We start from the raw sequence: 20,948 nt of genomic DNA, 5'->3' as shown, positions 1-20,948 counted from the left end.
ATTGGCAGCCGCAGCCGAAGCATTAACGGGAAATCCAGAAAAAACAGGACGTTAGGAATGAAAACCTGCGCGAGGAGCGCGACCGCCTGCTTCCGGGAGCGGTAATTATTCGATTACAGAACAGGAAAACCGCGCCCTCGACAGACTGATGAAAGCAAAATCAGGCAAAATTCGATCCTTACTGCCGGTTTGCGATCCAGGCGGCAGCGTTTCCCTACTATTTCTGACCTTGAGGTAAGCAATGAGTACCCAGCAACCCACCATCATCTACACGCTGACCGACGAAGCCCCGCTGCTGGCGACCAGTGCCTTCCTGCCCATCATCCGCACTTTCACCGCGCCGGCAGGTATCAACGTCACGACCAGCGATATCTCGGTGGCTGGGCGCATCCTGGGCGAATTCCCCGAATTCCTGACCGAAGAGCAACGCGTGCCGGACAACCTGGCCGAGTTGGGTCGCCTGACGCTGCTGCCGGACACCAATATCATCAAGCTGCCGAACATCAGCGCCTCGGTGCACCAGCTGGGCAGCGCGATCAAGGAACTCCAGGCCAAGGGCTACAAGGTGCCCGACTACCCGGAAGACCCGAAGACCGACGAAGAAAAGGCCATCCGCCAGCGCTATTCCAAATGCCTGGGCAGCGCCGTGAACCCGGTCCTGCGCGAAGGCAACTCGGACCGCCGCGCTCCCGCCGCCGTGAAGAACTACGCGCGCAAGAACCCGCACAGCATGGGCGAGTGGAGCATGGCCTCGCGCACCCATGTGGCGCACATGAAGCACGGTGACTTCTACCACGGCGAAAAGTCCATGACCCTGGACCGCGCACGCGACGTGAAGATGGAGCTGGTCACCAAGAGCGGCAAGACCATCGTGCTCAAGCCCAAGGTTTCGCTGCTGGACGGCGAGATCATCGACAGCATGTTCATGAGCAAGAAGGCGCTGTGCGACTTCTATGAAGAGCAGTTCGAAGATGCGCGCACGACCGGCGTGATGCTGTCGCTGCACGTCAAGGCCACCATGATGAAGGTCTCGCACCCCATCGTGTTCGGCCACGCCGTGAAGATCTTCTACAAGGAAGCCTTCGCCAAGCACGGCGCGCTGTTCGACGAACTGGGCGTGAACGTCAACAACGGCCTGGTCAACCTGTACGAGAAGCTCGAAACGCTGCCCAGCTCCAAGCGCGAAGAAATCATCCGCGACATGCACGCCTGCCACGAACACCGCCCCGAGCTGGCGATGGTGGATTCGGCCAAGGGCATCTCCAACCTGCACGCGCCCAACGACGTGATCGTGGACGCCTCGATGCCGGCCATGATCCGTATCGGCGGCAAGATGTGGGGTGCCGACGGCCGTCCGAAGGACACCAAGGCCGTGATCCCGGAAAGCACGTTCGCGCGCATCTACCAGGAGATCATCAACTTCTGCAAGACCAACGGCAACTTCGACCCGACCACCATGGGCACGGTGCCGAACGTCGGCCTGATGGCGCAGAAGGCCGAGGAATACGGCTCGCACGACAAGACCTTCGAGATCACGGAAGACGGCGTGGCCAACATTGTCGACCTGGCCACCGGTGAAGTGCTGCTGACGCAAAACGTCGAAGAAGGCGATATCTGGCGCATGTGCCAGGTCAAGGACGCGCCGATCCGCGACTGGGTCAAGCTGGCCGTCGCCCGCGCGCGCAACTCGGGCATGCCGGCCGTGTTCTGGCTGGACCCGTACCGTCCGCACGAAGCCGAGCTGATCAAGAAGGTCGAGACCTACCTGAAGGACTACGACACCAAGGGCCTGGACATCCAGATCATGTCGCAGGTACGCGCCATGCGCTACACGCTGGAGCGCGTGATCCGCGGCCTGGACACCATCTCGGTGACCGGCAACATCCTGCGCGACTACCTGACCGACCTGTTCCCCATCATGGAACTGGGCACCAGCGCCAAGATGCTGTCGATCGTCCCGCTGATGGCCGGCGGCGGCATGTACGAAACCGGTGCGGGCGGCTCGGCTCCCAAGCACGTCAAGCAACTGGTGGAAGAGAACCACCTGCGCTGGGACTCGCTGGGTGAGTTCCTCGCGCTGGCCGTGTCGCTGGAAGACCTGGGCATCAAGACCGGCAACGCTCGCGCCAAGATCCTGGCCACGACGCTGGATGCCGCCACCGGCAAGCTGCTCGACAACAACAAGAGCCCGTCGCCCAAGACCGGCCAGCTCGACAACCGTGGCAGCCAGTTCTACCTGGCCATGTACTGGGCCCAGGAACTCGCGGCACAGACGGGCGACGCGGCACTGGCCGAGCAGTTCAAGGCGCTGGCCAAGAAGCTGACCGACAACGAGAAGACCATCGTCGGCGAGCTGTCGGACGTGCAGGGCAAGCCGGCGGACATCGGCGGCTACTACTGGCCCGACTTCGCAAAGCTGGAAAGCGTGATGCGCCCGAGCAAGACGCTGAATGCCGCGCTGGATGCAGTGCAGGCCTAAGCCGAACAAGCCGCCCCGCCAGTCGGGGCGGCACCCGCGCTCATGCTGTCCGGGCGTTGCCTGATCCGGCGCTGCCTGTCCGGGCGCGTCCCCGCCGGCTCCCTGCCGGCGGGCAATCCCTGCAGTATCGAGGCGGCCGCGATGTGCTTCCCATGACACGCGCCGCCCACTCCCCGAACGCCAGTTCCGGGGAACGCCGCAGACAGCCTGCCTGCGCTGCTGCCGGCATCCGGCTTTGCGCCGGCCAGCCCTTCAATCCCACAGACATCGGAACGCCGCAGCGACGATCACCGGCATGGAGAGCACCAGCGGAATCGCGAACATCGGCACTTCCCGGTCGACGTAGTGCGTGTAGATGAGCCAGGCGATACCCAGTATCAGGGTGAGCAGGCCGACGAGCACCGCGAGCACGTTCAGCATCCGCTCGGAAGGGCGTCTTGGTGTCCGCCGTTCTTTGGTAATAGGCGCGTTCATGTCACCTCCGAAGCAAGTCGTGACGGGCTTCCGGTTTACCTAGTCTAGTCCAGCGCCGCGCCGGCTTGCATGCCGATTGTCCGGCCGGCAGGCCGGGCATGTACCGTCCGGGACACCGCGGGGAACGGCCGGCCATCGCGTGGAAACGATGATGCCGCCAGGCCGCACGGAGGGTTCTGGAAGCGGCCTCGCCCTGCTTCAGCGCGGCAGTGCCGGGAGCTGCTGCGGCGCGTTGCCCGGCAATGGCGATTGCGCCACGTTCAGGACCGCCGCCAGCATGCTGTAATAGCCGTTGATCGCAATCAGGTCGATGACGCCGCGCTCGCCGAACTTGTCCTTGACGCGCGCATAGGTCGGGTCGCTCACGCTCTTGTTGCGGATCAGCTCGTCGATGAAGTCGTAGACGATCTCCTCCTCGGCGCTCATGCCCGCCGGCCTGCGCCCCTCGGCGATGGCCTGCGCGACCGCCGGTGCGACACCGGCCTTCAGCGCAAGCTTCTGGTGCGCGTACCACTCGTACTGGTTGCCCCAGTCACGCGCCGTCAGGAGGATCACGAACTCGCTCAGGCGCGGCTCGAAGGCGCTCTCGTAGCGCAGGTACGAGCCCATGCGTTGCAGCCGGTTCAGCAGTTCGGGGCTGCGCATCAGCGGCACCCACGGACCCGCGCCGATATTGCGCGGCGCGCCGCCCGCGGGCGCGCCTTCGGACAGCAGTTCGATCGATTTCTTCTGTGCGTCGGTCAGCTTGTCGGCCGGGATCGGTGGCATTCGGTCGTCGGCGGCAATGGCGTTGCCGACCAGCGCGGCGAGCACCGCGGTCATGAATACGCGTTGGATTGTCATTTCTGTTCGGGTAAGGAAAGCCGGATAGGGAAAGCGGATGCGACTCGAGGCCGGCGACGCGCCGGCCGGCCGAGGCTGGAAAATAGCATCGAACGGCGCGGGATGCACCGCTTTCACGAGGGAGGCCCGGGCCGGCCCCCTTTTGCGGCGGCGGTTCCGCGGGCAAAGTACAATTCCTGCGTTTTTCCCGCCGCGCGCCCGCTAGCGGTGACGCTGGTCCACGCCCCGCAGCGGGCACGACGGATCGACGCGGCACGCCCGGCACTGACCATGGACCGCAAAATGTACTGGAACGACTTCGAACAAAACTACCAGGTGGAGCAGACCGTCTTCGACCTGACTCGCCAGTCGCTGGCATTGATCGCCCAGTCGGCGCTGGGCGACGAGCCGGTCCATTGCTTTGCGTTCAACGTGGGCGCGGCAGATGGCTCCGTCCTGCTCAGCCTGTCTACCCAGGCGGATCGCCGCGAACAGAAGCTGTATCCGCCCGACTGGGACTACGAACTGGTGGAGAGCGACGTGCCCGAGATCGCCGCGCTCTGGAGAGCCGGGTACGCGGCGGTGGAGACCGCCTATGTGCAGCAGGTGGAAGACTTCGGCGACGACTACGACGCGCTCGACGCCTTCGAAGAGGGCTTCCTGCAAAGCCTGCGCCGCGTGATGGTGCGCCTCGAACAAAGCCATGCGTTCGCGGCCATCGGCGCGGACGACGGGCTCTGGACGCTGGTCACCCAGATCGACGCGGACACCGATGAAGAGGAGCGCCTGCTCGAAGCCGTCCGGCGCGACGATACCTTCCCGGGCCGCGCATGAACAAAGCGGCATTGTTGATTCTCGCATCGGCGTTCCATGCAGCCGCGCACGCTGCCGGGGACGTACAGGCCGGCAAGGCCGTGTTCGCATCGAAATGCGCGTCCTGCCACAGCGTGGGACCCTCCGCGCGCGCTGCGTTCGGCCCGCAGCTCAATGCCATCTTTGGCAGGGTGGCCGGCGCCACCAGCGACTACAAGTATTCCGCGCAGATGAAGCAGTCGGGCATCGTATGGTCTCAACAGACACTGGCGGCGTTCATCGAAGCGCCCGGCAAGGTCGTGCCGGGCACCAGGATGCGTTTCTGGGGCATCAGCGACAAGCAGCAAATCGAGAACCTGCTGGCCTATTTGCATTCGTACCAGTAGCGGCACGGCTCGCTAGCGGGTCGCCGCGAACGAGCGCAATTGATCGATGTCCAGAATCTCGATCGCGCCTCGCGTGCGGCGCAGAAAGCCCTGCTCCTCGAAATCCTTGAGAATCTGGTTCACGGTCTGCCGGGATATCGAGAGCATCGAGCCGAGCTGCTCCTGCTGCACGCTGATCACGCGCTTGCTGCTGCCGCTGCGCTCACCGTAGCCGCTGGCGATGGCCAGCAGCCGGCGGGCCAGCCTGACCGCCACGGGCAGCAACACCGACCCTTCGATGGCTTCGAATGCCAGGCGAAGCTTCTGCGTCAGCAAGAGCCCGAACGCCCGCCAGTGCGAAGGGTTCTGCTCGAGGAAGTCAATCAGGTCATGCTGGTGCAAGTGGAGGAGGAGCACGTCGCTCTCCACCCAGGCATCGTGGGTGCGCGGCAGCTCGTCGAACAGGCTGGCTTCGCCGAACCACTGCGGTGTCTCGGCAATCGCCAGCAGCGCCTGCCTGCCGTCCGCCGACGAGCTTGTCATCCGGATTGCGCCCTTCACGACGAAATAGAGCCCGTCGGATACGTCTCCAGGCGCAAAGAGCCGCTGGCCCGCCGCCAGGGTCCTGACCCTCGCGGCTTGCGCAATCCATGCCTGCAGCGCCGGCGCAAGACCGGCAAACCAGGCACTGGATTTCAGGGCAGGCAGGCGGTCCTGAGCGGTGAATGGCTTAGACACAGCGTCAATCGTGGACTTATGTCGGGAAGACGACATTGTAATCGGCCGTTCGCTGCAAAGATCTTCCCCTGGAGCCCGGTGGTGTAGATGAATACCCTCGTATGCGGGGCGCTGCACTTGACCGACCCGGCTCCGACGCTGGCCCGCGTGGACTGACCAGTCCCCACCGTCATGACAACCACCTCGTCAACAGGAACGAGCCAATGGCTATCGCGACCTCCCCCGATCTGTACAAGCGTGACCTGCCGACCGCATTCCGCGCGATCCGCAAGCTGCTCGCGAACGGAGACGACACCACACAGGTGTTTCTCATCATGCGCGCCCTCAACGGGCCGGCGGCGCCAAGGAATTTCTCCCGGCTCATGAAGACCCCGGCCGGGCGGCGGCTGGCCTATCTTCGCGTGGAGCTGGCGGAGCGCCTCTCCGACCCGGCATTCGTCGCAAGCTTCGCGCCGGGCACGCTCGGCGCAGCCTATCGCTCGTTCCTCGAGGAGACCGGATACAGCGCCGCCGACCTCGCCAAGATCTCGAACCTCAACCGCGAGCCGCTGGTCGAAGACCCCTACGCCTGGTTCGGCAGACGAACGCGCGACATCCACGACATCTGGCACGTACTGACAGGCTACAGCGCGGACGAGACCCTGGGCGAAGCGGCGCTGGTTGCGTTCAGCTACGCGCAGACCGGCGGTCTCGGCTGGGGCTTCATCGCGGTCTCCGCCACATTGCACAGCCTGCGCCTTTCCCGCAGCACCGCCTTTGCCCGCGCCGTGATCGAGGGCTACCGGCATGGCCGCAAGGCAAAGTGGCTGCTGGGCGAGGACTACGAGACCCTGCTGCACGAACCGCTCGATGCGGCGCGCGCCCGGCTGGGCATCGCCAGGCCCGACAGGTACCTGGCGTCAAGTCCCACGGGAAAATGGGAGCGGTAGGACGCAAGCCACGCGCGCCGGACGATGCCGCGGCATACGGGAGGAATTGCGACGGTGATTGCGACAGCGATTGCGATCATGCCGCCGCGGCATGATCATCGTTGCACTTCCACCCGCCCGTCCGCCCGGACGCGCAGCACGGCCGGCGACACCAGACGTCGTGGTGACGCGACGCCACGCAGAGCGCCTCTTCGAACCGGCAGCGATTGCCGCCTGTGCTGCCTGTACTAACTTTCCCGCCCCGCCGCCTCCCCCACCAGCGCCTCGATCAGCCCCGCCACCGGCGCTCGCTTGAGCGCCGTCTGCCGCACCAGCACGCCGATCTCCCGGAAGATCGGCTCGCCCGGCAACGGGATCTCCACCACGTTGCGGGTCTGCCTGAGCGGCACCAGCTCGGCGGGGATGATGGCCCAGCCCAGGCCCTCGCTGACCATCTGCAGGATGACCGCGGGTTCGTCCAGCTCCATGCCGCCTTCGACCCAGAGCCGGTGCCGGCGCAGGTAGCGGTCCACCAGCTGGCCGCCCATGGAGTGGCGGTTGTAGCGGATGAAGGGCAAGGCGGCCAGCGCGGCCTTGAGTTCGCGCGGGGCGCCCTTGGGGACGATGCCGACGAAGCGCTCGCGCATCAGGTGGACCCATTTGAGTTCAGGCGGGATGCCCAGGCGCGGCTTGATCAGGACGGCGATATCTAGCTCGCGGGCGTCCACCTGCGTGAGCAGCTGGGTGGACATGCCGGGGATGATGTTGACGTGGGTCTTTGGAAAGCCCTCGCGAAAGCGCTTCATCGCCTTGGGCAGCAGCGTGGCCTGCACCGTGGAGACCGCGCCGAGATCCAGCGGCGTGGTGTCGGAGGCGGACTGCGCGCGGCCTTTCATCGATGCATAGAGTTCGATGAAGCGCCGGGCTTCCGGCAGCAGCTTGCGGCCCTCCTCGCTGAGTGTGACGGATTTGCCGGCACGGTCGAACAGGGTGCAGCCAAGGTCTTCCTCGAGCCGGCGGATCTGTGTGCTGACTGCCGACTGGGTCAGGCCCAGCCGCGCCCCGGCAGCGGAGAAGGAGGCCGTCTCCGCGGCGACGAGGAAGGTCTGGAAGTAGCGGATCATATATCTTAATTTTTGATGCTTAGCGCGTAAAACATTCGTTTCATATTACGAGTTCTGCTGATTACAATCAACGCACCAGCGCCGCCGCGGTTTTTCCTGCGCGCGGCTGAGTCCGACAATCCCTCCCCCGAAAGAGCCCCCCATGAGCGCCACCCCGCTTTTCCACCTGGCTTTTCCCGTCAACGACCTCGAAGAGGCGCGCCGTTTCTACGGCGGCCTGCTCGGCTGCCCCGAAGGCCGCAGCTCCGACGCCTGGATCGATTTCAATTTCTACGGCCACCAGGTGGTGGCGCACCTGGCGCCCGAGGAATGCGGCCATCGCGCCACCAGCGCGGTGGATGGCGACGACGTGCCGGTACGGCACTTCGGCGCGATCCTGCCGATGGAAGAATGGGAAGCGCTGGCCGGCAGGCTGCGCGCGGCCAATACGCGCTTTGTGATCGAGCCGCATGTGCGCTTCAAGGGCCAGGTGGGCGAGCAGGCCACCATGTTCTTCCTCGACCCGTCGGGCAATGCCCTGGAGTTCAAGGCCTTCGGCGATCTGAGCCAGGTTTTTGCCAAGTAAGCACGCAGCCATTTTTCACGCCCCTCACTACGGATTCAAAGATGACCGATTTCGTGATCCAGCCCGCCGAGCAGGCGAGCGTCGCCGTGGCCGGCAGCAACGCCCGCTTTCCCATCCGCCGCGTGTTCTGCGTGGGCCGCAACTACGCGGCGCATGCGCGCGAGTTCGGCAATGACCCGGACCGCGATCCGCCCTTCTTCTTCACCAAGCCGGCCGACGCCGTGGTGCCGGCCGAAGGCACGGTGGCCTATCCCCCGCTGACCGAGAATCTCCACCACGAGATCGAGATGGTGGTGGCGATCGGCAAGGGCGGCGCCAACGTCACGCCCGAACAGGCACTGGACCTGGTGGGGGGCTACGGCGTGGGCGTGGACATGACCCGCCGCGACCTGCAGGACGTGGCCAAGAAGATGAGCCGGCCGTGGGACTGGTCGAAGAGCTTCGATGCTTCCGGCCCGTGCGGCCCGCTGCACCAGGTGGCCGACGTCGGGCATCCCGCCAAGGGACGCATCTGGCTGGCGGTCAATGGCGAGACCCGCCAGGACGGCGACCTGAACGAGCTGATCTGGCCGGTGGCCGACGTGATTGCCTATGTCTCGCAAAGCGTGACCCTGGCTCCCGGCGACCTGATCTTCACCGGTACGCCGGCCGGCGTGGGCGAACTGCGTCCTGGCGACTCGGTGACCGCGGGTATCGAAGGCATCGGCGAGATCGCGTTCACGGTCGGCAAGCGCTAGTACCGGACCACGGCAGGAACCAAGGCGGGCCCCGATACACAAGTGGGCCCGCCTTTGCTTTGTGGGCTTATACTTGCCCAACCTTGTACGACAACCTATAGACCAAGGTGGCACGCTGCCCGGCGAGGACAAGACAGGAGACAAAGCCCATGCGCGAAAACCGGATTCGAAAAATGTGGGCGGCCGACCAGGCCGTCGTCAATGGCTGGCTCTCCATTCCCAGCAGCTTCGCGGCCGAGACCATGGCCCACCAGGGCTGGGACTCCCTCACCGTCGACCTGCAGCACGGCGCGCTCGACTATCGCGATGCGCTGGCGCTGTTCACCGCCGTCTCGACCACCGACACCGTGCCCGTGGCGCGCGTGCCCTGGAACGAACCCGGCATCCTGATGAAGGTGCTGGATGCAGGCGCGTATGGCGTGATCTGCCCCATGATCAACACGCGCGAGGATGCGCAGCGCTTCGTGGCCGCCACGCACTACCCGCCGCAGGGGTCGCGCAGCTTCGGCCCCATCCGCGGGCTGCTCTACGGCGGCGCCGACTATCCGGAGCGCGCCAACGAGACCATCGTCACCTTCGCCATGATCGAAACCCGGCAAGGCCTGGACAACCTCGACGAGATCCTCTCCGTGCCGGGACTGGACGCGGTCTATATCGGCCCGTCCGACCTGTCGCTCGCGCTTGGCTGCCGGCCCACCTTCGACGATGTCGACCAGCCGGTGGCGGACGCGATCGCGCACGTGGTGGCGCGCGCCAAGGCGCACGGCGTGGTCGCCGGCATCCACAACGGCGCGCCGGAGGCGGCACTGCGCCGCATCGAGCAGGGCTTCCGCTTTGTCACGGTGGGCTCGGATGCCCGCCTGATGGCAGCCGGGGCCAGGCAGGTGGTGACGCAGATGCGGGCCGGCAAGGCGCCGGCAGGCGGCACGTCGCACGGCTATTGAGCAGAGCGCCGGCCGCTTGCGTCGGCTCGCACCGGCAACGGCGTGCCTCGCTCATTCAATACGACTAATACGTCTGATACGTCTAATACGTCTAATACGTCTCGAGATGAAGCCGCCCTTCCCGCTTCAGGTCGGCGCCCACCGTCTCCCATGACAGCCCGGCCTGCTGCGCCACGTCGCGCAGGGCCAGCACCACGCCTTCCTCCATGCTCTTGAGCCCGCACACGTAGAAATACGTGTTCGCGTCCGCCAGCAGCGCGGCCAGGTCGGCGGCGCGCTCCCGCATGGCGTCCTGCACATAGCGCTTGGGCTGGCCGGGCGTGCGCGAGAACACCATGTTGATGTCGATGAAATCCTTCGGCAGGTTCTGCAGCGGGCCGAAGTAAGGCAGTTCTTCGCGCGTGCGCGCGCCGAAGAACAGCATCAGCTTGCCCCCCTCGAACTTGCCCGACTTGCGCAGCCGGCGGCGCCATTCGGTCATCGCGCGCATCGGCGCGCTGCCCGTGCCCGTGCAGATCATGACGATATTCGAGCGCGGGTGGTTGGGCATCAGGAAGCTGCTGCCGAACGGGCCGATCACCTCCACCTTGTCGCCCACCTGCAGGTCGCACATATAGTTCGACGCCACGCCACGCACCGGATTGCCCTGGTGGTCTTCGAGCACGCGCTTGATGGTCAGCGAGATATTGTTGTAGCCGGGCCGCTCGCCGTTGMGCGCGCTGGCCAGCGAATACTGGCGCGCGTGGTGCGCACGGCCGCCGGCATCCACGCCGGGCGGCACGATGCCGATGGACTGGCCTTCGAGCACCGGGAACGGCGCCGTGCCGAAGTCCAGCACGATGTGGTGCGTGTCGTAGTCGCGGCCCACCCCGGTGACGCGTACGTTCCCGGTCACGGTGGCGGTGACGGTCCTGGCGGCCTTGGCGCCATACAGGTTGGTGTAGGCATGCGCGGCCGACCACGGCGGCACGGTGGCGCCGAACTGCGCGCTGTCGAAGGCGTCTTCGCCGCTGGCGGCGGCGGGCAGCGACACGGCCACGGGTTCGGCCGGCATCTGCGCACCGGCGGCCACGCCGGCCGCGGACAATTGCTCGGGCGTGAGTTCGGCCGGCAGCTCGTCCCAGCCGAGTTGTTCGCCGACGCCGTAGGCCTTGGCGCGCGGCATGGTGCGCCAGTTGTCGATCGAGCCAGTGGGACACGGCGAGATGCAGGCCATGCAACCGTTGCACTTATCCGCATCGACCACATAGTTGCGCGAGTCGTGGGTGATGGCCGCAACCGGGCAGGTAGCCTCGCAGGTATTGCAGCGGATGCAGATCTCGGGGTCGATCAGGTGCTGCCTGATGACTTGGATGTCGGACATGTCCATGGCGATCTCCGGGTGATGCGACCCCTGTAGCCAGGGCCTTCCCCTTTCCTTTCGATGACAGGCGCCATGCGGGCGCCTGTCGTGGGTACCGCTCGTGCGCGCGGGCGATGCTTCGCTCAGTTGAAACGCACGTATTCGAAGTCCACCGGCTGGCGGTTGATGCCCATCACCGGCGGCGCGATCCAGTTGGCGAACTTGCCCGGTTCGACCACGCGGCCCATCAGGCTGGCCACGAAGAGCCGGTCGGCTTCGCTCGGCAGCCAGTGGTCCACGTTGGCCTTCCATTCCGCCTCGGAAATCACCCGGCCGTCCGGCGAGATCTTCACGCCCGAGAGCGCGCCGATATTGCGGTGGAACGCCTTGTGCGGCACCTTCAGGCGGAACGGGATCGCGGCCTTCTCGATGACCTTGTTCCAGCGCTCCACGCCGCCCACGCTGTCCTTGATGTAGTCGTCGCGCAGCACTTCGTTGAGCGCGTTGAGCATCGGCACTTCCTTCTCCACGAGCTGGCCGCCCACGGCCTGCAGCACCTTGTAGCTCTGGCCCTTGAGTACGTGGTCGTCGGTGCGCTTGCCTTCTTCGTAGCGGCCCTTGAGGCCGGTGCTGTAGAAGGTGGCGGCGTTGCTGGACTCGTCCGCGCCGAACAGGTCGATGGTGACGCTGTAGTGGAAGTTCAGGTAGCGCTGCAGCGTGGGCAGGTCGATCACGCCGGCCGCGCGCAGGCGGGCCGGGTCGTCGGTCTTCAGTTCGTTCATGACCTGGCAGGTGCGCTGGATCACGCGCGACACGCCGCTCTCGCCCACGAACATGTGGTGCGCTTCCTCGGTCAGCATGAACTTGGTGGTGCGTGCCAGCGGATCGAACGAGCTCTCCGCCAGCGCGCACAGCTGGAACTTGCCGTCGCGGTCGGTGAAGTAGGTGAACATGAAGAAGGACAGCCAGTCAGGCGTTTCCTCGTTGAATGCCTGCAGGATGCGCGGGTTGTCCTGCTGGCCGCTGCGGCGCTCCAGCAGTGCCTCGCCTTCTTCGCGGCCATCGCGGCCGAAGTACTTGTGCAGCAGGTAGACCATGGCCCACAGGTGGCGGCCTTCTTCCACGTTGACCTGGAACAGGTTGCGCAGGTCGTACATGCTGGGCGCGGTCAGGCCGAGATGGCGCTGCTGCTCCACCGAGGCGGGCTCGGTATCGCCCTGGGTGACGATGATGCGGCGCAGGTTGGCGCGGTATTCGCCGGGCACGTCCTGCCAGGCATCCTCGCCCTTGTGGTCGCCGAAATGGATCTTGCGGTTGGCCTCGGCGGGATTGAGGAAGATGCCCCAGCGGTAGTCCGGCATCTTCACGTGGCCGAAGTGGGCCCAGCCCTGCGGATCCACGCTGATGGCCGTGCGCAGGTAGATGTCGAAATTCTGCGAGCCGTCCGGGCCCATGTCGTTCCACCAGCTCAGGTAGTTCGGCTGCCATTGCTCCAGCGCGCGCTGCAGGGTGCGGTCTTCGCTGAGGTTGACGTTGTTGGGGATCTTTTCGCTGTAGTTGATGCCGGACATCATGGTCTCCGTGGCTGGCTGTGCATTGGCATTGGTGGAGCAGGGGCGGTGTCGGTCGCGGCGCCCCCACCGGGAAACGCGCCGCGACGCGGGGGCGTGAGGTCTAGACGCGGTTCCAGTCGAATGCCGCCTTGTCGCCCTTGCCGTAGACCTTGAGCGCACCCTTCTCGCCGACAGCGTTGGGGCGCTGGAAGATCCAGTTCTGCCAGGCAGTCAGCCGGCCGAAGATGCGGGTGAACATGTTCTCCGGGCCGTTGAAGCGCAGGTTGGCTTCCATGCCGGTGAGCGCGTCGGGGGACATGGCCGCGCGCTCTTCCAGCGCGATGCGCACTTCATCGGTCCAGTCGATGTCGTCCGGGTTGGCGGTGACCAGGCCGAGCGCATGGGCGGCGTCGGCGTCGAGCGCCTGGCCGGCGCGGGCGCGCACCGCTTCCAGCGCGGGCTGCTCGTCGTAGAAGCGGCGGCCCAGGCGGCTCTGGCCCGTCACCATCGGGTAGAGCCCGAAGTTGGTCTCGGCCACGGTGATCTTCGGCGCGCGGGCTTCATCGTCCGGCAGCGCGAGGTGGTAGCTGCGGTCGCAGGCCAGCGCAAGCTCGAGGAAGGTGCCGGCAAAGCACGAGCCCGGCTCGATCAGCGCGAACAGGCTGCGCGACGACACGTCCAGGCGCGACAGCGTGCGGCGCAGCAGGCCGATGGTCTCGCGCACCAGCCAGTGGTCTTTGTGCGCCAGCAGCGTGGCGTCCATCGCCAGCACGTTGGCGGCGTCGCCTTCGGTCTTGATCAGCCAGGTGCCGATGTCGAGCTCGTTGGTGCGCATCGACAGGATGGCGTCTTCCAGTTCGCGCCCCAGTTGCAGCGGATACCAGGCGGCGCCGGCTTCGGCGATGGCGCCGAGCGTCTGCGGCTGGGTGGCCGACGGCGCCTTCACGGTAAAGGTGGCCTTGCGGGCCGCACGGTCGATCTCCACCGTGACGTGGGTGTAGCGCAGGGCGTCGGCTTCCACGCTGCATTCGACCGGGGTCAGCGCCACGCCGCGGCCATCGGCCGGCCGGTCGCTCTGCGCCGCCAGCGCCAGCGCGCGCTCCTGGACCTTCTGCGCGAACACCGCGGGCTTGGCGATATCGTCCACCAGGCGCCAGTCCTTGGCGCGCTGGCCGCGCACGCCCTCGGTGGTGGTGCAGAAGATATCGGCCAGGTCGTGGCGCACGTGACGCTTGTCGGTCACGCGGGTCAGGCCGCCGGTGCCCGGCAACACGCCCAGCAGCGGCACTTCGGGCAGGCTCACGGCGGAGGAGCGGTCGTCGACCAGGATGATCTCGTCGCAGGCCAGGGCCAGCTCGTAGCCGCCGCCGGCGCAGGCGCCGTTGACCGCGGCGAGGAATTTCAGGCCGCTATGCGTCGAGGAATCTTCCAGGCCGTTGCGGGTTTCGTTGGTGAACTTGCAGAAGTTCACCTTCCAGGCGTGGCTGCTCACGCCCAGCATGAAGATGTTGGCGCCGGAGCAGAACACCTTGTCCTTGCCGCTGGTGACCACCACGGTGCGCACTTCGGGATGCTCGAAGCGGATGCGGTTGACCGCGTCGTTCAGTTCGATGTCGACGCCGAGGTCGTAGCTGTTGAGCTTGAGCTTGTAGCCCGGGCGCAGGCCGGCATTCTCGTCAATGTCCACCGCCAGCGTGGCAACGGGGCCGTCGAACGTCAGCTTCAGGTGCTTGTATTGGGACGGGTCGGTCTGGTAGTCGACGCGGGGGGCGGTAGTCATGCTGTGTCTCCTCAGCGATGAAGCACGATAGTGCATTGATCGGAATCCAGTGCAACGAAATATAGTTCATGCACTGAATTTACGTCAAGCACTATTGTGCATCTTTTCGCGGAAGAGACCCGCAGGCCATGCGACGGCTAGAGCGGTAGCTGCAAGGCCCTGCGCACGACGTCCCGGAGGGACGCGAAGGTCGCATCCAGCGGCTCGGCGCTGGTGTCCACGCTGAACTCCGCCTTGGAATAGAAGGCCGCGCGACCGGCCAGGATATGGCGCAGGTCTTCCATCGCCTCCTTGCTGGCGGCCATGGGGCGCAGGTCGCCCTGGGCGCGCACGCGGTTCATATGGTCCTCCGGGTCGGCCTGCAGCCAGACCGTGGTGCAGTGGGCCAGCAGCAGGTTGAAGGTGGCCGGATCGGACACCAGCCCGCCCGGCGTGGCGATCACCGCTTCCGGATAGATCTGGATGGCCTCTTCCAGCGCGCGCCGCTCGTAGCGGCGGTAGGCGTTCATGCCGTACAGGCCCTGGATTTCCGAGATGCTGCAGCCGGCGAACTGCTCGATCTCGCGGCTCAGCTCCACGAACGGGAAGCCGAGATCCTCCGCCAGCATGGCGCCCAGCGTGGATTTGCCGGCGCCACGCAGGCCGATCAGCGCCACCCGCGGGCTGCGCGCGGCGTTGCCGCCGCCGGTGCCCAGCATCTCGCCGATGGCAATGCGCACGCGCCGCAGCGTGGCTTCGTCGCGATGTTCCAGCAGCTCACGGATCAGCAGCCACTCCGGCGACGAGGTGGACACGTCGCCGAGCAGTTCCGCCAGCGAGCACTGCAGCGCCGTCGCGACCTGCTGCAACACCAGGATGGAAGCGTTGCCGCTGCCGTACTCCAGGTTGGCCAGGTGCCGCTCCGAGACATCCGCGGCCTGCGCGGTGGCCTTGCGGGTCAGGCCGCGGCGCGCGCGCAGGTCGCGCACGCGCTCGCCAAGCGAGACCAGCAGCGCGTTTTTCTCGCCCGCGGCGGCGTTGGCCGGCTGCGTGCCGCCGGCTTCGCCCTCGCCCCCGGGCGCAGGCTGCCCGGTCGGAGTTAACCCGGGAACATGCAATATATTGCTTGACATGATTTCTTGTCGGCTCTATGTTTCACACATGCACAATAATGCATGAATCGTCGGTATGCAACCCGGCTAAGTCTAATGGAGCCCCCCAGATGTCCCCAACCGAATTCCGTGCGCAGATCGCGCGGCTGACGGCGCAGATCGCCGGCCGCCCGCTCGATGCCAGCCTCGACGCCTGGCTCAACGCAGAGCATGGCGCCACCAGCCCCACCTACCGCGAACTCAAGGCCGCCTGCGAGACCGGCGTGGCCGAAGGCTGGCTGTGCAACCGGGAAGGCGGCGGCATCCGCTACGGCCGCATCTTCAAGCCGGACGACGAACTGCACGGCTTCTCGGTGGACGTGGTCGACATGCAGGACATCGCCGGGCCGCACCACGTGCATCCGGATGGCGAGATCGACCTGATCATGCCCGTCGAAGGCGAAGCGCGATTCGACGGGCGACCCGCCGGCTGGCTGGTCTGCCCGCCCGGCAGCGCGCACCGGCCCACCGTCACCCAGGGCCGCGCCCTGGTCCTCTATCTGCTGCCCGCCGGGCGCATCGAATTCACCCGTTAGGCAACCCGCAGGAACCGCACCATGACCGAACTGCTTTCCAACCATCTCGGCGGCCGCTGGCAGGCCGGGACCGGCGCCGGCACGGCGCTGCTCGATCCCGTGCTGGGCAACGAACTGGTGCGCGTGGACGCCACCGGGCTCGACCTCGCCGCCGGCTTCGCCTTCGCCCGCGAACAGGGCGGCGCGGCCTTGCGCGCGCTCACCTACCGCGAGCGCGCCGCCATGCTGGGGGCCATCGTCAAGGTGCTGCAGGCCAACCGCGACGCCTACTACGACATCGCCACGGCCAACAGCGGCACGGTCAGGAACGATTCGGCGGTCGATATCGACGGTGGCATCTTCACGCTCGGCACCTACGCGAAGATGGGCGACGCGCTCGGCGAGCGTCGCTTCCTGCTCGACGGCGAGGCCGCGCGCCTCGGCAAGGAGCCACTATTCCAGTCGCAGCACGTGCTCACGCCCACCCGCGGCGTGGCCTTGCTGATCAATGCCTTCAACTTCCCCGGCTGGGGCTTGTGGGAAAAGGCCGCGCCCGCGCTGTTGTCCGGCGTGCCGGTCATCGTCAAGCCCGCCACCGCCACCGCCTGGCTCACGCAGCGCATGGTGCGCGACGTGGTCGAGGCCGGCATCCTGCCGCCCGGCGCCCTCTCCGTGGTATGCGGCAGCGCGGCCGGCCTGCTCGACCAGTTGCAGCCGTTCGACGTCGTGTCCTTCACCGGCTCGGCCGATACCGCCGCGCTGATCCGCTCCCATGCGGCGGTGACGCAACGCTCCGTGCGCGTCAATATCGAGGCCGACAGCGTCAACTCCGCGCTGCTGCTGCCCGGCGAGGCAGCCGGCAGCGAAGCCTTCGACCTGCTGGCGCGCGAGGCCGTGCGCGAGATGACGGTCAAGTCCGGCCAGAAGTGCACCGCCATCCGCCGCATCTTCGTCCCGGAACCGCTCTACGACGCCGCCGCCGAGGCCATCGGCGCGCGCCTGCGCAAGATCACCGTGGGCAACCCGCGCAACGATGCGGTGCGCATGGGCGCGCTGGTCAGCCGCGCACAGCTTGGCGCGGTGCGCGAAGGCCTGGCTTATCTGCGCTCGCAGGCCGACGTGCTGCACGACGGCGCCACGCACGCGCCGGTGGATGCCGACGCGGCCGTGGCGTGCTGCGTCGGCCCCACCCTGCTGGGCACGCGCGACGCCGACGGCGCCGACCGCGTGCACGACACCGAGGTCTTCGGCCCGGTGGCCACGCTGGTGCCCTACCGCGACGCCGCTCACGCGCTGGCGCTGGTGCGGCGTGGCCAGGGCTCGCTGGTGGCGTCGCTGTACGGCAGCGACAGCGCCGCGCTGGCTGCCACGGCCGTGGAACTGGCCGACAGCCACGGCCGCGTCCACGTGATCTCGCCCGAAGTGGGGCAGCTCCACACCGGCCACGGCAACGTCATGCCGCAATCGCTGCATGGCGGCCCGGGGCGCGCGGGCGGCGGCGAAGAGCTGGGCGGACTGCGCGCCCTGAACTTCTATCACCGCCGCAGCGCCGTGCAGGCCGGCACCGACGTGCTCGCACACCTGTAAGCCAGCGCGCGACAAACCCACCGATACGGGGAGACAAGCATGACCGCCGAAACACAAGTCCAGCCGCCCGGAGCGCCCTTCAATTTCGCGCAGCACCTGATCGAGCGCAATGCGCTGCGCGCGACCAAGACCGCCTTTGTCGACGACCACGGCAGCCTGAGCTACGGCGCGCTGGCCGAGCGCGTGCGCCGCCTGGCCGCCGCGTTGCAGGGCTGCGGCATCCACCGCGAAGAGCGTGTGCTGCTGCTGATGCACGACTGCAACGACTGGCCCGTGTCCTTCCTCGGCGCGATGTACGCCGGCATCGTGCCGGTGGCGGTCAACACCCTGCTCACCGCCGAGGACTATGCCTATATGCTGGGGCACAGCCGCGCCCAGGCGGTGCTGGTATCGGCGGCGCTGCTGCCGGTGCTGCGCCAGGCCATGGCACAGGGCGGCCACGAAGTGAAGACGGTCATCGTCTCCCGTCCCGACGGCGCCCCCGACGGCGGCGCGCTTGCGCTCGACGCGCTGCTCGGCGGCCACGCGCCGCTGCCCGCGCCCGCCGGCACCGGGCCCGACGACCCCGGCTTCTGGCTGTATTCCTCGGGCTCCACCGGCCGCCCCAAGGGCGTGCTGCACAGCCACGCCAACCCGTACTGGACGGCGGAGCTGTACGCCAAACCCATCCTCGGGCTGGACGAGCACGACACCTGCTTCTCCGCGGCCAAGCTGTATTTCGCCTACGGGCTCGGCAACGCGCTGAGCTTTCCGCTCAGCGTCGGCGCCACCGTGGTGCTGATGGCCGAGCGCCCGACCCCGGAGGCCACCTTCAGGCGCTGGCTGGCGCATCGGCCCACGGTCTTCTTCGGCGCGCCGACCGGCTATGCGGGCATGCTGGCCTCGCCCGCCCTGCCCGCGCGCGGCGAAGTGGCGCTGCGCCTTTGCTCTTCCGCCGGCGAGGCCCTGCCCGCCGACCTCGGCGAACGCTTCACCGCGCACTTCGGCTGCGACATCATCGACGGCATCGGCTCCACCGAGATGCTGCACATCTTCCTGTCAAACCGCCCCGGCCAGGTGCGCTACGGCACCACCGGCTGGCCGGTGCCGGGCTACGCGGTGGAGCTGCGCGACGAGGAAGGCCACCCCGTGCCGGATGGCGAGGTGGGCGAGCTGTATATCCAGGGCCCGAGCGCGGCGCTGATGTACTGGGGCAACCGCGAGAAATCGCGCGAGACCTTCCGCGGCGGCTGGACCAAGAGCGGCGACAAGTACGTGCGCAACCCCGACGGAAGCTACTGCTACGCCGGCCGCAGCGACGACATGCTCAAGGTCAGCGGCATCTATGTGTCGCCGTTCGAAGTGGAAGCCACGCTGGCCCAGCATCCGGCCGTGCTGGAGGCGGCCGTGATCGGCGTGCCCGACGACGCGGGCCTGACCAGGACCAAGGCCTTCGTCGTGCTGAAGGCCGGCGCGCAGGCCGGCGAGGCGGAACTGAAGGCCTTCGTCAAGGAGCGCCTGGCGCCCTACAAGTACCCGCGCGTCATCGAGTTCGTTGCCGCGCTGCCCAAGACCGCCACCGGCAAGATCCAGCGCTTCCGGCTGCGCGAACTGGAAGGCGCGCCGGCCTGAAGCCCGCGCCGCGTGCCACACCCCGACCGCCGCGGCCACGCGGCGGCGAAAAACACAACGGAGACAACCATGCGTCAGATCGATGTCCACAAGCTGGCCGACGAGGCCCGCTTCAACCGCTTCCACGGCCAGGTGCTGTTGTGGTGCGCCCTCATCATCATCTTCGACGGCTATGACCTTGCCGTGGTCGGCATTGCGCTGCCTTCCATCATGAAGAGCATGGGCGTCGACGCTACCAGCGCCGGCTTCATGGTCAGCTCGGCGCTGTTCGGCATGATGTTCGGCGCCGTCGTCATGGGCACCGTGGCGGACCGCCTCGGCCGGCGCGTCGCCATCGCCATCTGCATTGCGCTGTTCAGCGTGTTCACAGCGGCGGCAGGCTTCGCCAGCGACCCGGTCAGCTTCAGCGTCACGCGCTTCCTGGCGGGGCTGGGCATCGGCGGCGTGATGCCCAATGTGGTGGCGCAGATGACCGAGTACTCGCCGCGCAAGATCCGCGGCACCATGGTCACGCTGATGTTCAGCGGCTACTCCGTGGGCGGCATGCTGGCCGCGCTGCTCGGCAAGGGACTGATCGAAAGCTATGGCTGGCAGTCGGTATTCGTCGCCGCCGCGCTGCCGGCGCTGCTGATCCCCGTGGTGCTCAAGGTCATGCCCGAATCCATGCCCTTCCTGGTCAGGACCGGCCGCCTCGACACGCTCAAGCGCATCGTGTCGCGCCTGGAGCCGGCCTACCAGCCCAGGCCCGATGACCAGTTCGCCCTGCCCGCCACCGACAAGGCCGGCGACGCGCCGATCGGCAAGCTGTTCCAGGACGGCCGCGGCTTCAGCACCGTGATGTTCTGGGTCGCGTTCTTCATGTGCCTTTTCATGGTCTACGCGCTCAGTTCGTGGCTGACCAAGCTGATGGCCAGCGCCGGCTACAGCCTGGGCTCGGCGCTGACCTTCGTGCTGGTGCTGAACTTCGGCGCCATGATCGGCGCGATCGGCGGCGGCTGGCTGGCCGACCGCTTCAATATCAAGTACGTGCTGGTGGGGATGTATGCACTGGCGGCGGTATCCATCACGCTGCTGGGCTTCAAGGTGCCCACCGAAGTGCTGTTCCTGCTGGTGGCGCTGGCCGGCGCGTCGACCATCGGCACGCAGATCGTGACCTATGCCTATGCGGGGCAGTTCTATCCGATGGCGGTGCGCGCCACCGGCATCGGCTGGGCCTCGGGTGTGGGCCGCAGCGGCGCCATCCTGGCGCCGATCGTGATCGGTGCCCTGGTGGGCATGGCGCTGCCGCTACAGCAGAACTTCATGGCAATCGCGGTGCCGGCGGTGATCGCCGTGGTGGCGGTGCTGCTGATCGATCACCGGCGCTCGGCCTCGGCCATGCATGCGGGTGGCGAAGCCGCTCAGCCCGCCGCGCACGCGCCGGCGCTGGCGCAGGCCCGGCGCTCCGCTTAGGGCATGCCC

The 20,948-nt window shown here is 67.0% G+C and carries 19 protein-coding genes; 11 read left to right on the top strand and 8 right to left on the bottom strand.

From position 1 onward, the window contains the following. Nucleotides 1-241 precede the first annotated feature (241 nt). Nucleotides 242-2,479, top strand: coding sequence for an NADP-dependent isocitrate dehydrogenase (locus tag AB4Z48_RS10775; protein ID WP_441613917.1), 2,238 nt, complete (start codon nt 242-244; stop codon nt 2,477-2,479). A gap of 252 nt (nt 2,480-2,731) precedes the next feature. Here the strand turns inward: AB4Z48_RS10775 and AB4Z48_RS10770 are convergent, their stop codons facing one another. Both AB4Z48_RS10770 and AB4Z48_RS10765 read right to left on the bottom strand, forming a co-directional pair. Further along, a complete protein-coding gene (locus tag AB4Z48_RS10770) occupies nt 2,732-2,953 on the bottom strand; it encodes a hypothetical protein (protein ID WP_441613916.1) in 222 nt (73 codons plus the stop codon). Between the two features lie 198 nt (nt 2,954-3,151). Beyond that, nucleotides 3,152-3,796 (bottom strand): carboxymuconolactone decarboxylase family protein, encoded by a 645-nt coding sequence (locus AB4Z48_RS10765; protein ID WP_441613915.1) that lies wholly within the window; start codon nt 3,794-3,796, stop codon nt 3,152-3,154. A gap of 270 nt (nt 3,797-4,066) precedes the next feature. Between AB4Z48_RS10765 and AB4Z48_RS10760 the strand changes: the two genes are divergently transcribed. Together AB4Z48_RS10760 and AB4Z48_RS10755 are read left to right on the top strand one after the other, a co-directional pair. Beyond that, entirely contained in the window at nt 4,067-4,609 is a 543-nt protein-coding gene (locus tag AB4Z48_RS10760; RefSeq protein WP_441613914.1) for a hypothetical protein, read from the top strand. Beyond that, entirely contained in the window at nt 4,606-4,974 is a 369-nt protein-coding gene (locus AB4Z48_RS10755; protein WP_441613913.1) for a c-type cytochrome, read from the top strand. The genes AB4Z48_RS10760 and AB4Z48_RS10755 overlap by 4 nt, the downstream gene beginning before the upstream one ends. Before the next feature lie 12 nt (nt 4,975-4,986). Here the strand turns inward: AB4Z48_RS10755 and AB4Z48_RS10750 are convergent, their stop codons facing one another. Continuing rightward, a complete protein-coding gene (locus tag AB4Z48_RS10750) occupies nt 4,987-5,727 on the bottom strand; it encodes a Crp/Fnr family transcriptional regulator (RefSeq protein ID WP_441613912.1) in 741 nt (246 codons plus the stop codon). Between the two features lie 167 nt (nt 5,728-5,894). Between AB4Z48_RS10750 and AB4Z48_RS10745 the strand changes: the two genes are divergently transcribed. Beyond that, complete coding sequence (locus AB4Z48_RS10745) at nt 5,895-6,620, top strand: Coq4 family protein (RefSeq protein WP_441613911.1); 726 nt, start codon at nt 5,895-5,897, stop codon at nt 6,618-6,620. Nucleotides 6,621-6,847: 227 nt separating this feature from the next. Here the strand turns inward: AB4Z48_RS10745 and AB4Z48_RS10740 are convergent, their stop codons facing one another. Continuing rightward, on the bottom strand, nt 6,848-7,723 hold the full coding sequence (locus AB4Z48_RS10740) for a LysR substrate-binding domain-containing protein (protein ID WP_441613910.1): 876 nt from the start codon (nt 7,721-7,723) through the stop codon (nt 6,848-6,850). Nucleotides 7,724-7,865: 142 nt separating this feature from the next. Here AB4Z48_RS10740 and AB4Z48_RS10735 point away from each other — a divergent pair, with 142 nt between their 5' ends. The 3 genes from AB4Z48_RS10735 (at nt 7,866) to AB4Z48_RS10725 (ending at nt 9,969) form a co-directional block, all read left to right on the top strand. After that, complete coding sequence (locus tag AB4Z48_RS10735; protein WP_441613909.1) at nt 7,866-8,288, top strand: VOC family protein; 423 nt, start codon at nt 7,866-7,868, stop codon at nt 8,286-8,288. A gap of 41 nt (nt 8,289-8,329) precedes the next feature. Further along, on the top strand, nt 8,330-9,025 hold the full coding sequence (locus AB4Z48_RS10730; RefSeq protein WP_441613908.1) for a fumarylacetoacetate hydrolase family protein: 696 nt from the start codon (nt 8,330-8,332) through the stop codon (nt 9,023-9,025). Between the two features lie 149 nt (nt 9,026-9,174). After that, nucleotides 9,175-9,969, top strand: a complete 795-nt coding sequence (locus AB4Z48_RS10725) for an HpcH/HpaI aldolase family protein (RefSeq protein ID WP_441613907.1) — start codon at nt 9,175-9,177, stop codon at nt 9,967-9,969. Between the two features lie 91 nt (nt 9,970-10,060). On the opposite strand, the gene boxA is transcribed toward AB4Z48_RS10725, so the two are convergent. The 4 genes from boxA to AB4Z48_RS10705 form a co-directional block, all read right to left on the bottom strand. Further along, nucleotides 10,061-11,338 (bottom strand): benzoyl-CoA 2,3-epoxidase subunit BoxA, encoded by a 1,278-nt coding sequence (boxA, locus tag AB4Z48_RS10720; protein ID WP_441613906.1) that lies wholly within the window; start codon nt 11,336-11,338, stop codon nt 10,061-10,063. Between the two features lie 116 nt (nt 11,339-11,454). Then, nucleotides 11,455-12,882: a benzoyl-CoA 2,3-epoxidase subunit BoxB gene (boxB, locus tag AB4Z48_RS10715; protein ID WP_441614070.1), complete on the bottom strand. Its 1,428-nt coding sequence runs from the start codon at nt 12,880-12,882 to the stop codon at nt 11,455-11,457. A gap of 103 nt (nt 12,883-12,985) precedes the next feature. Further along, entirely contained in the window at nt 12,986-14,644 is a 1,659-nt protein-coding gene (gene boxC / locus AB4Z48_RS10710) for a 2,3-epoxybenzoyl-CoA dihydrolase (protein WP_441613905.1), read from the bottom strand. A 137-nt stretch (nt 14,645-14,781) separates the two neighbouring features. After that, entirely contained in the window at nt 14,782-15,756 is a 975-nt protein-coding gene (locus AB4Z48_RS10705; protein ID WP_441613904.1) for a helix-turn-helix transcriptional regulator, read from the bottom strand. Between the two features lie 89 nt (nt 15,757-15,845). On the opposite strand from AB4Z48_RS10705, the gene AB4Z48_RS10700 reads away from it, so the two are divergent. The 4 genes from AB4Z48_RS10700 to AB4Z48_RS10685 all read left to right on the top strand — a co-directional run bounded on the left by AB4Z48_RS10700 (nt 15,846) and on the right by AB4Z48_RS10685 (nt 20,939). Next, on the top strand, nt 15,846-16,310 hold the full coding sequence (locus AB4Z48_RS10700) for a DUF4863 family protein (protein ID WP_441613903.1): 465 nt from the start codon (nt 15,846-15,848) through the stop codon (nt 16,308-16,310). A 21-nt stretch (nt 16,311-16,331) separates the two neighbouring features. Continuing rightward, the gene (locus AB4Z48_RS10695) at nt 16,332-17,876 is read left to right on the top strand and encodes a 3,4-dehydroadipyl-CoA semialdehyde dehydrogenase (protein ID WP_441613902.1); all 1,545 of its coding nucleotides are present in this window, start codon (nt 16,332-16,334) and stop codon (nt 17,874-17,876) included. 39 nt (nt 17,877-17,915) lie between these two features. Further along, complete coding sequence (locus AB4Z48_RS10690; RefSeq protein WP_441613901.1) at nt 17,916-19,487, top strand: benzoate-CoA ligase family protein; 1,572 nt, start codon at nt 17,916-17,918, stop codon at nt 19,485-19,487. 69 nt (nt 19,488-19,556) lie between these two features. Then, nucleotides 19,557-20,939, top strand: a complete 1,383-nt coding sequence (locus AB4Z48_RS10685; RefSeq protein ID WP_441613900.1) for an MFS transporter — start codon at nt 19,557-19,559, stop codon at nt 20,937-20,939. The last annotated feature ends 9 nt before the right edge of the window (nt 20,940-20,948 follow it).

This window comes from Cupriavidus sp. 2TAF22 (assembly GCF_052115045.1).
Classification (GTDB): domain Bacteria; phylum Pseudomonadota; class Gammaproteobacteria; order Burkholderiales; family Burkholderiaceae; genus Cupriavidus.
This window is presented reverse-complemented; position numbering and strand designations above follow the sequence as displayed.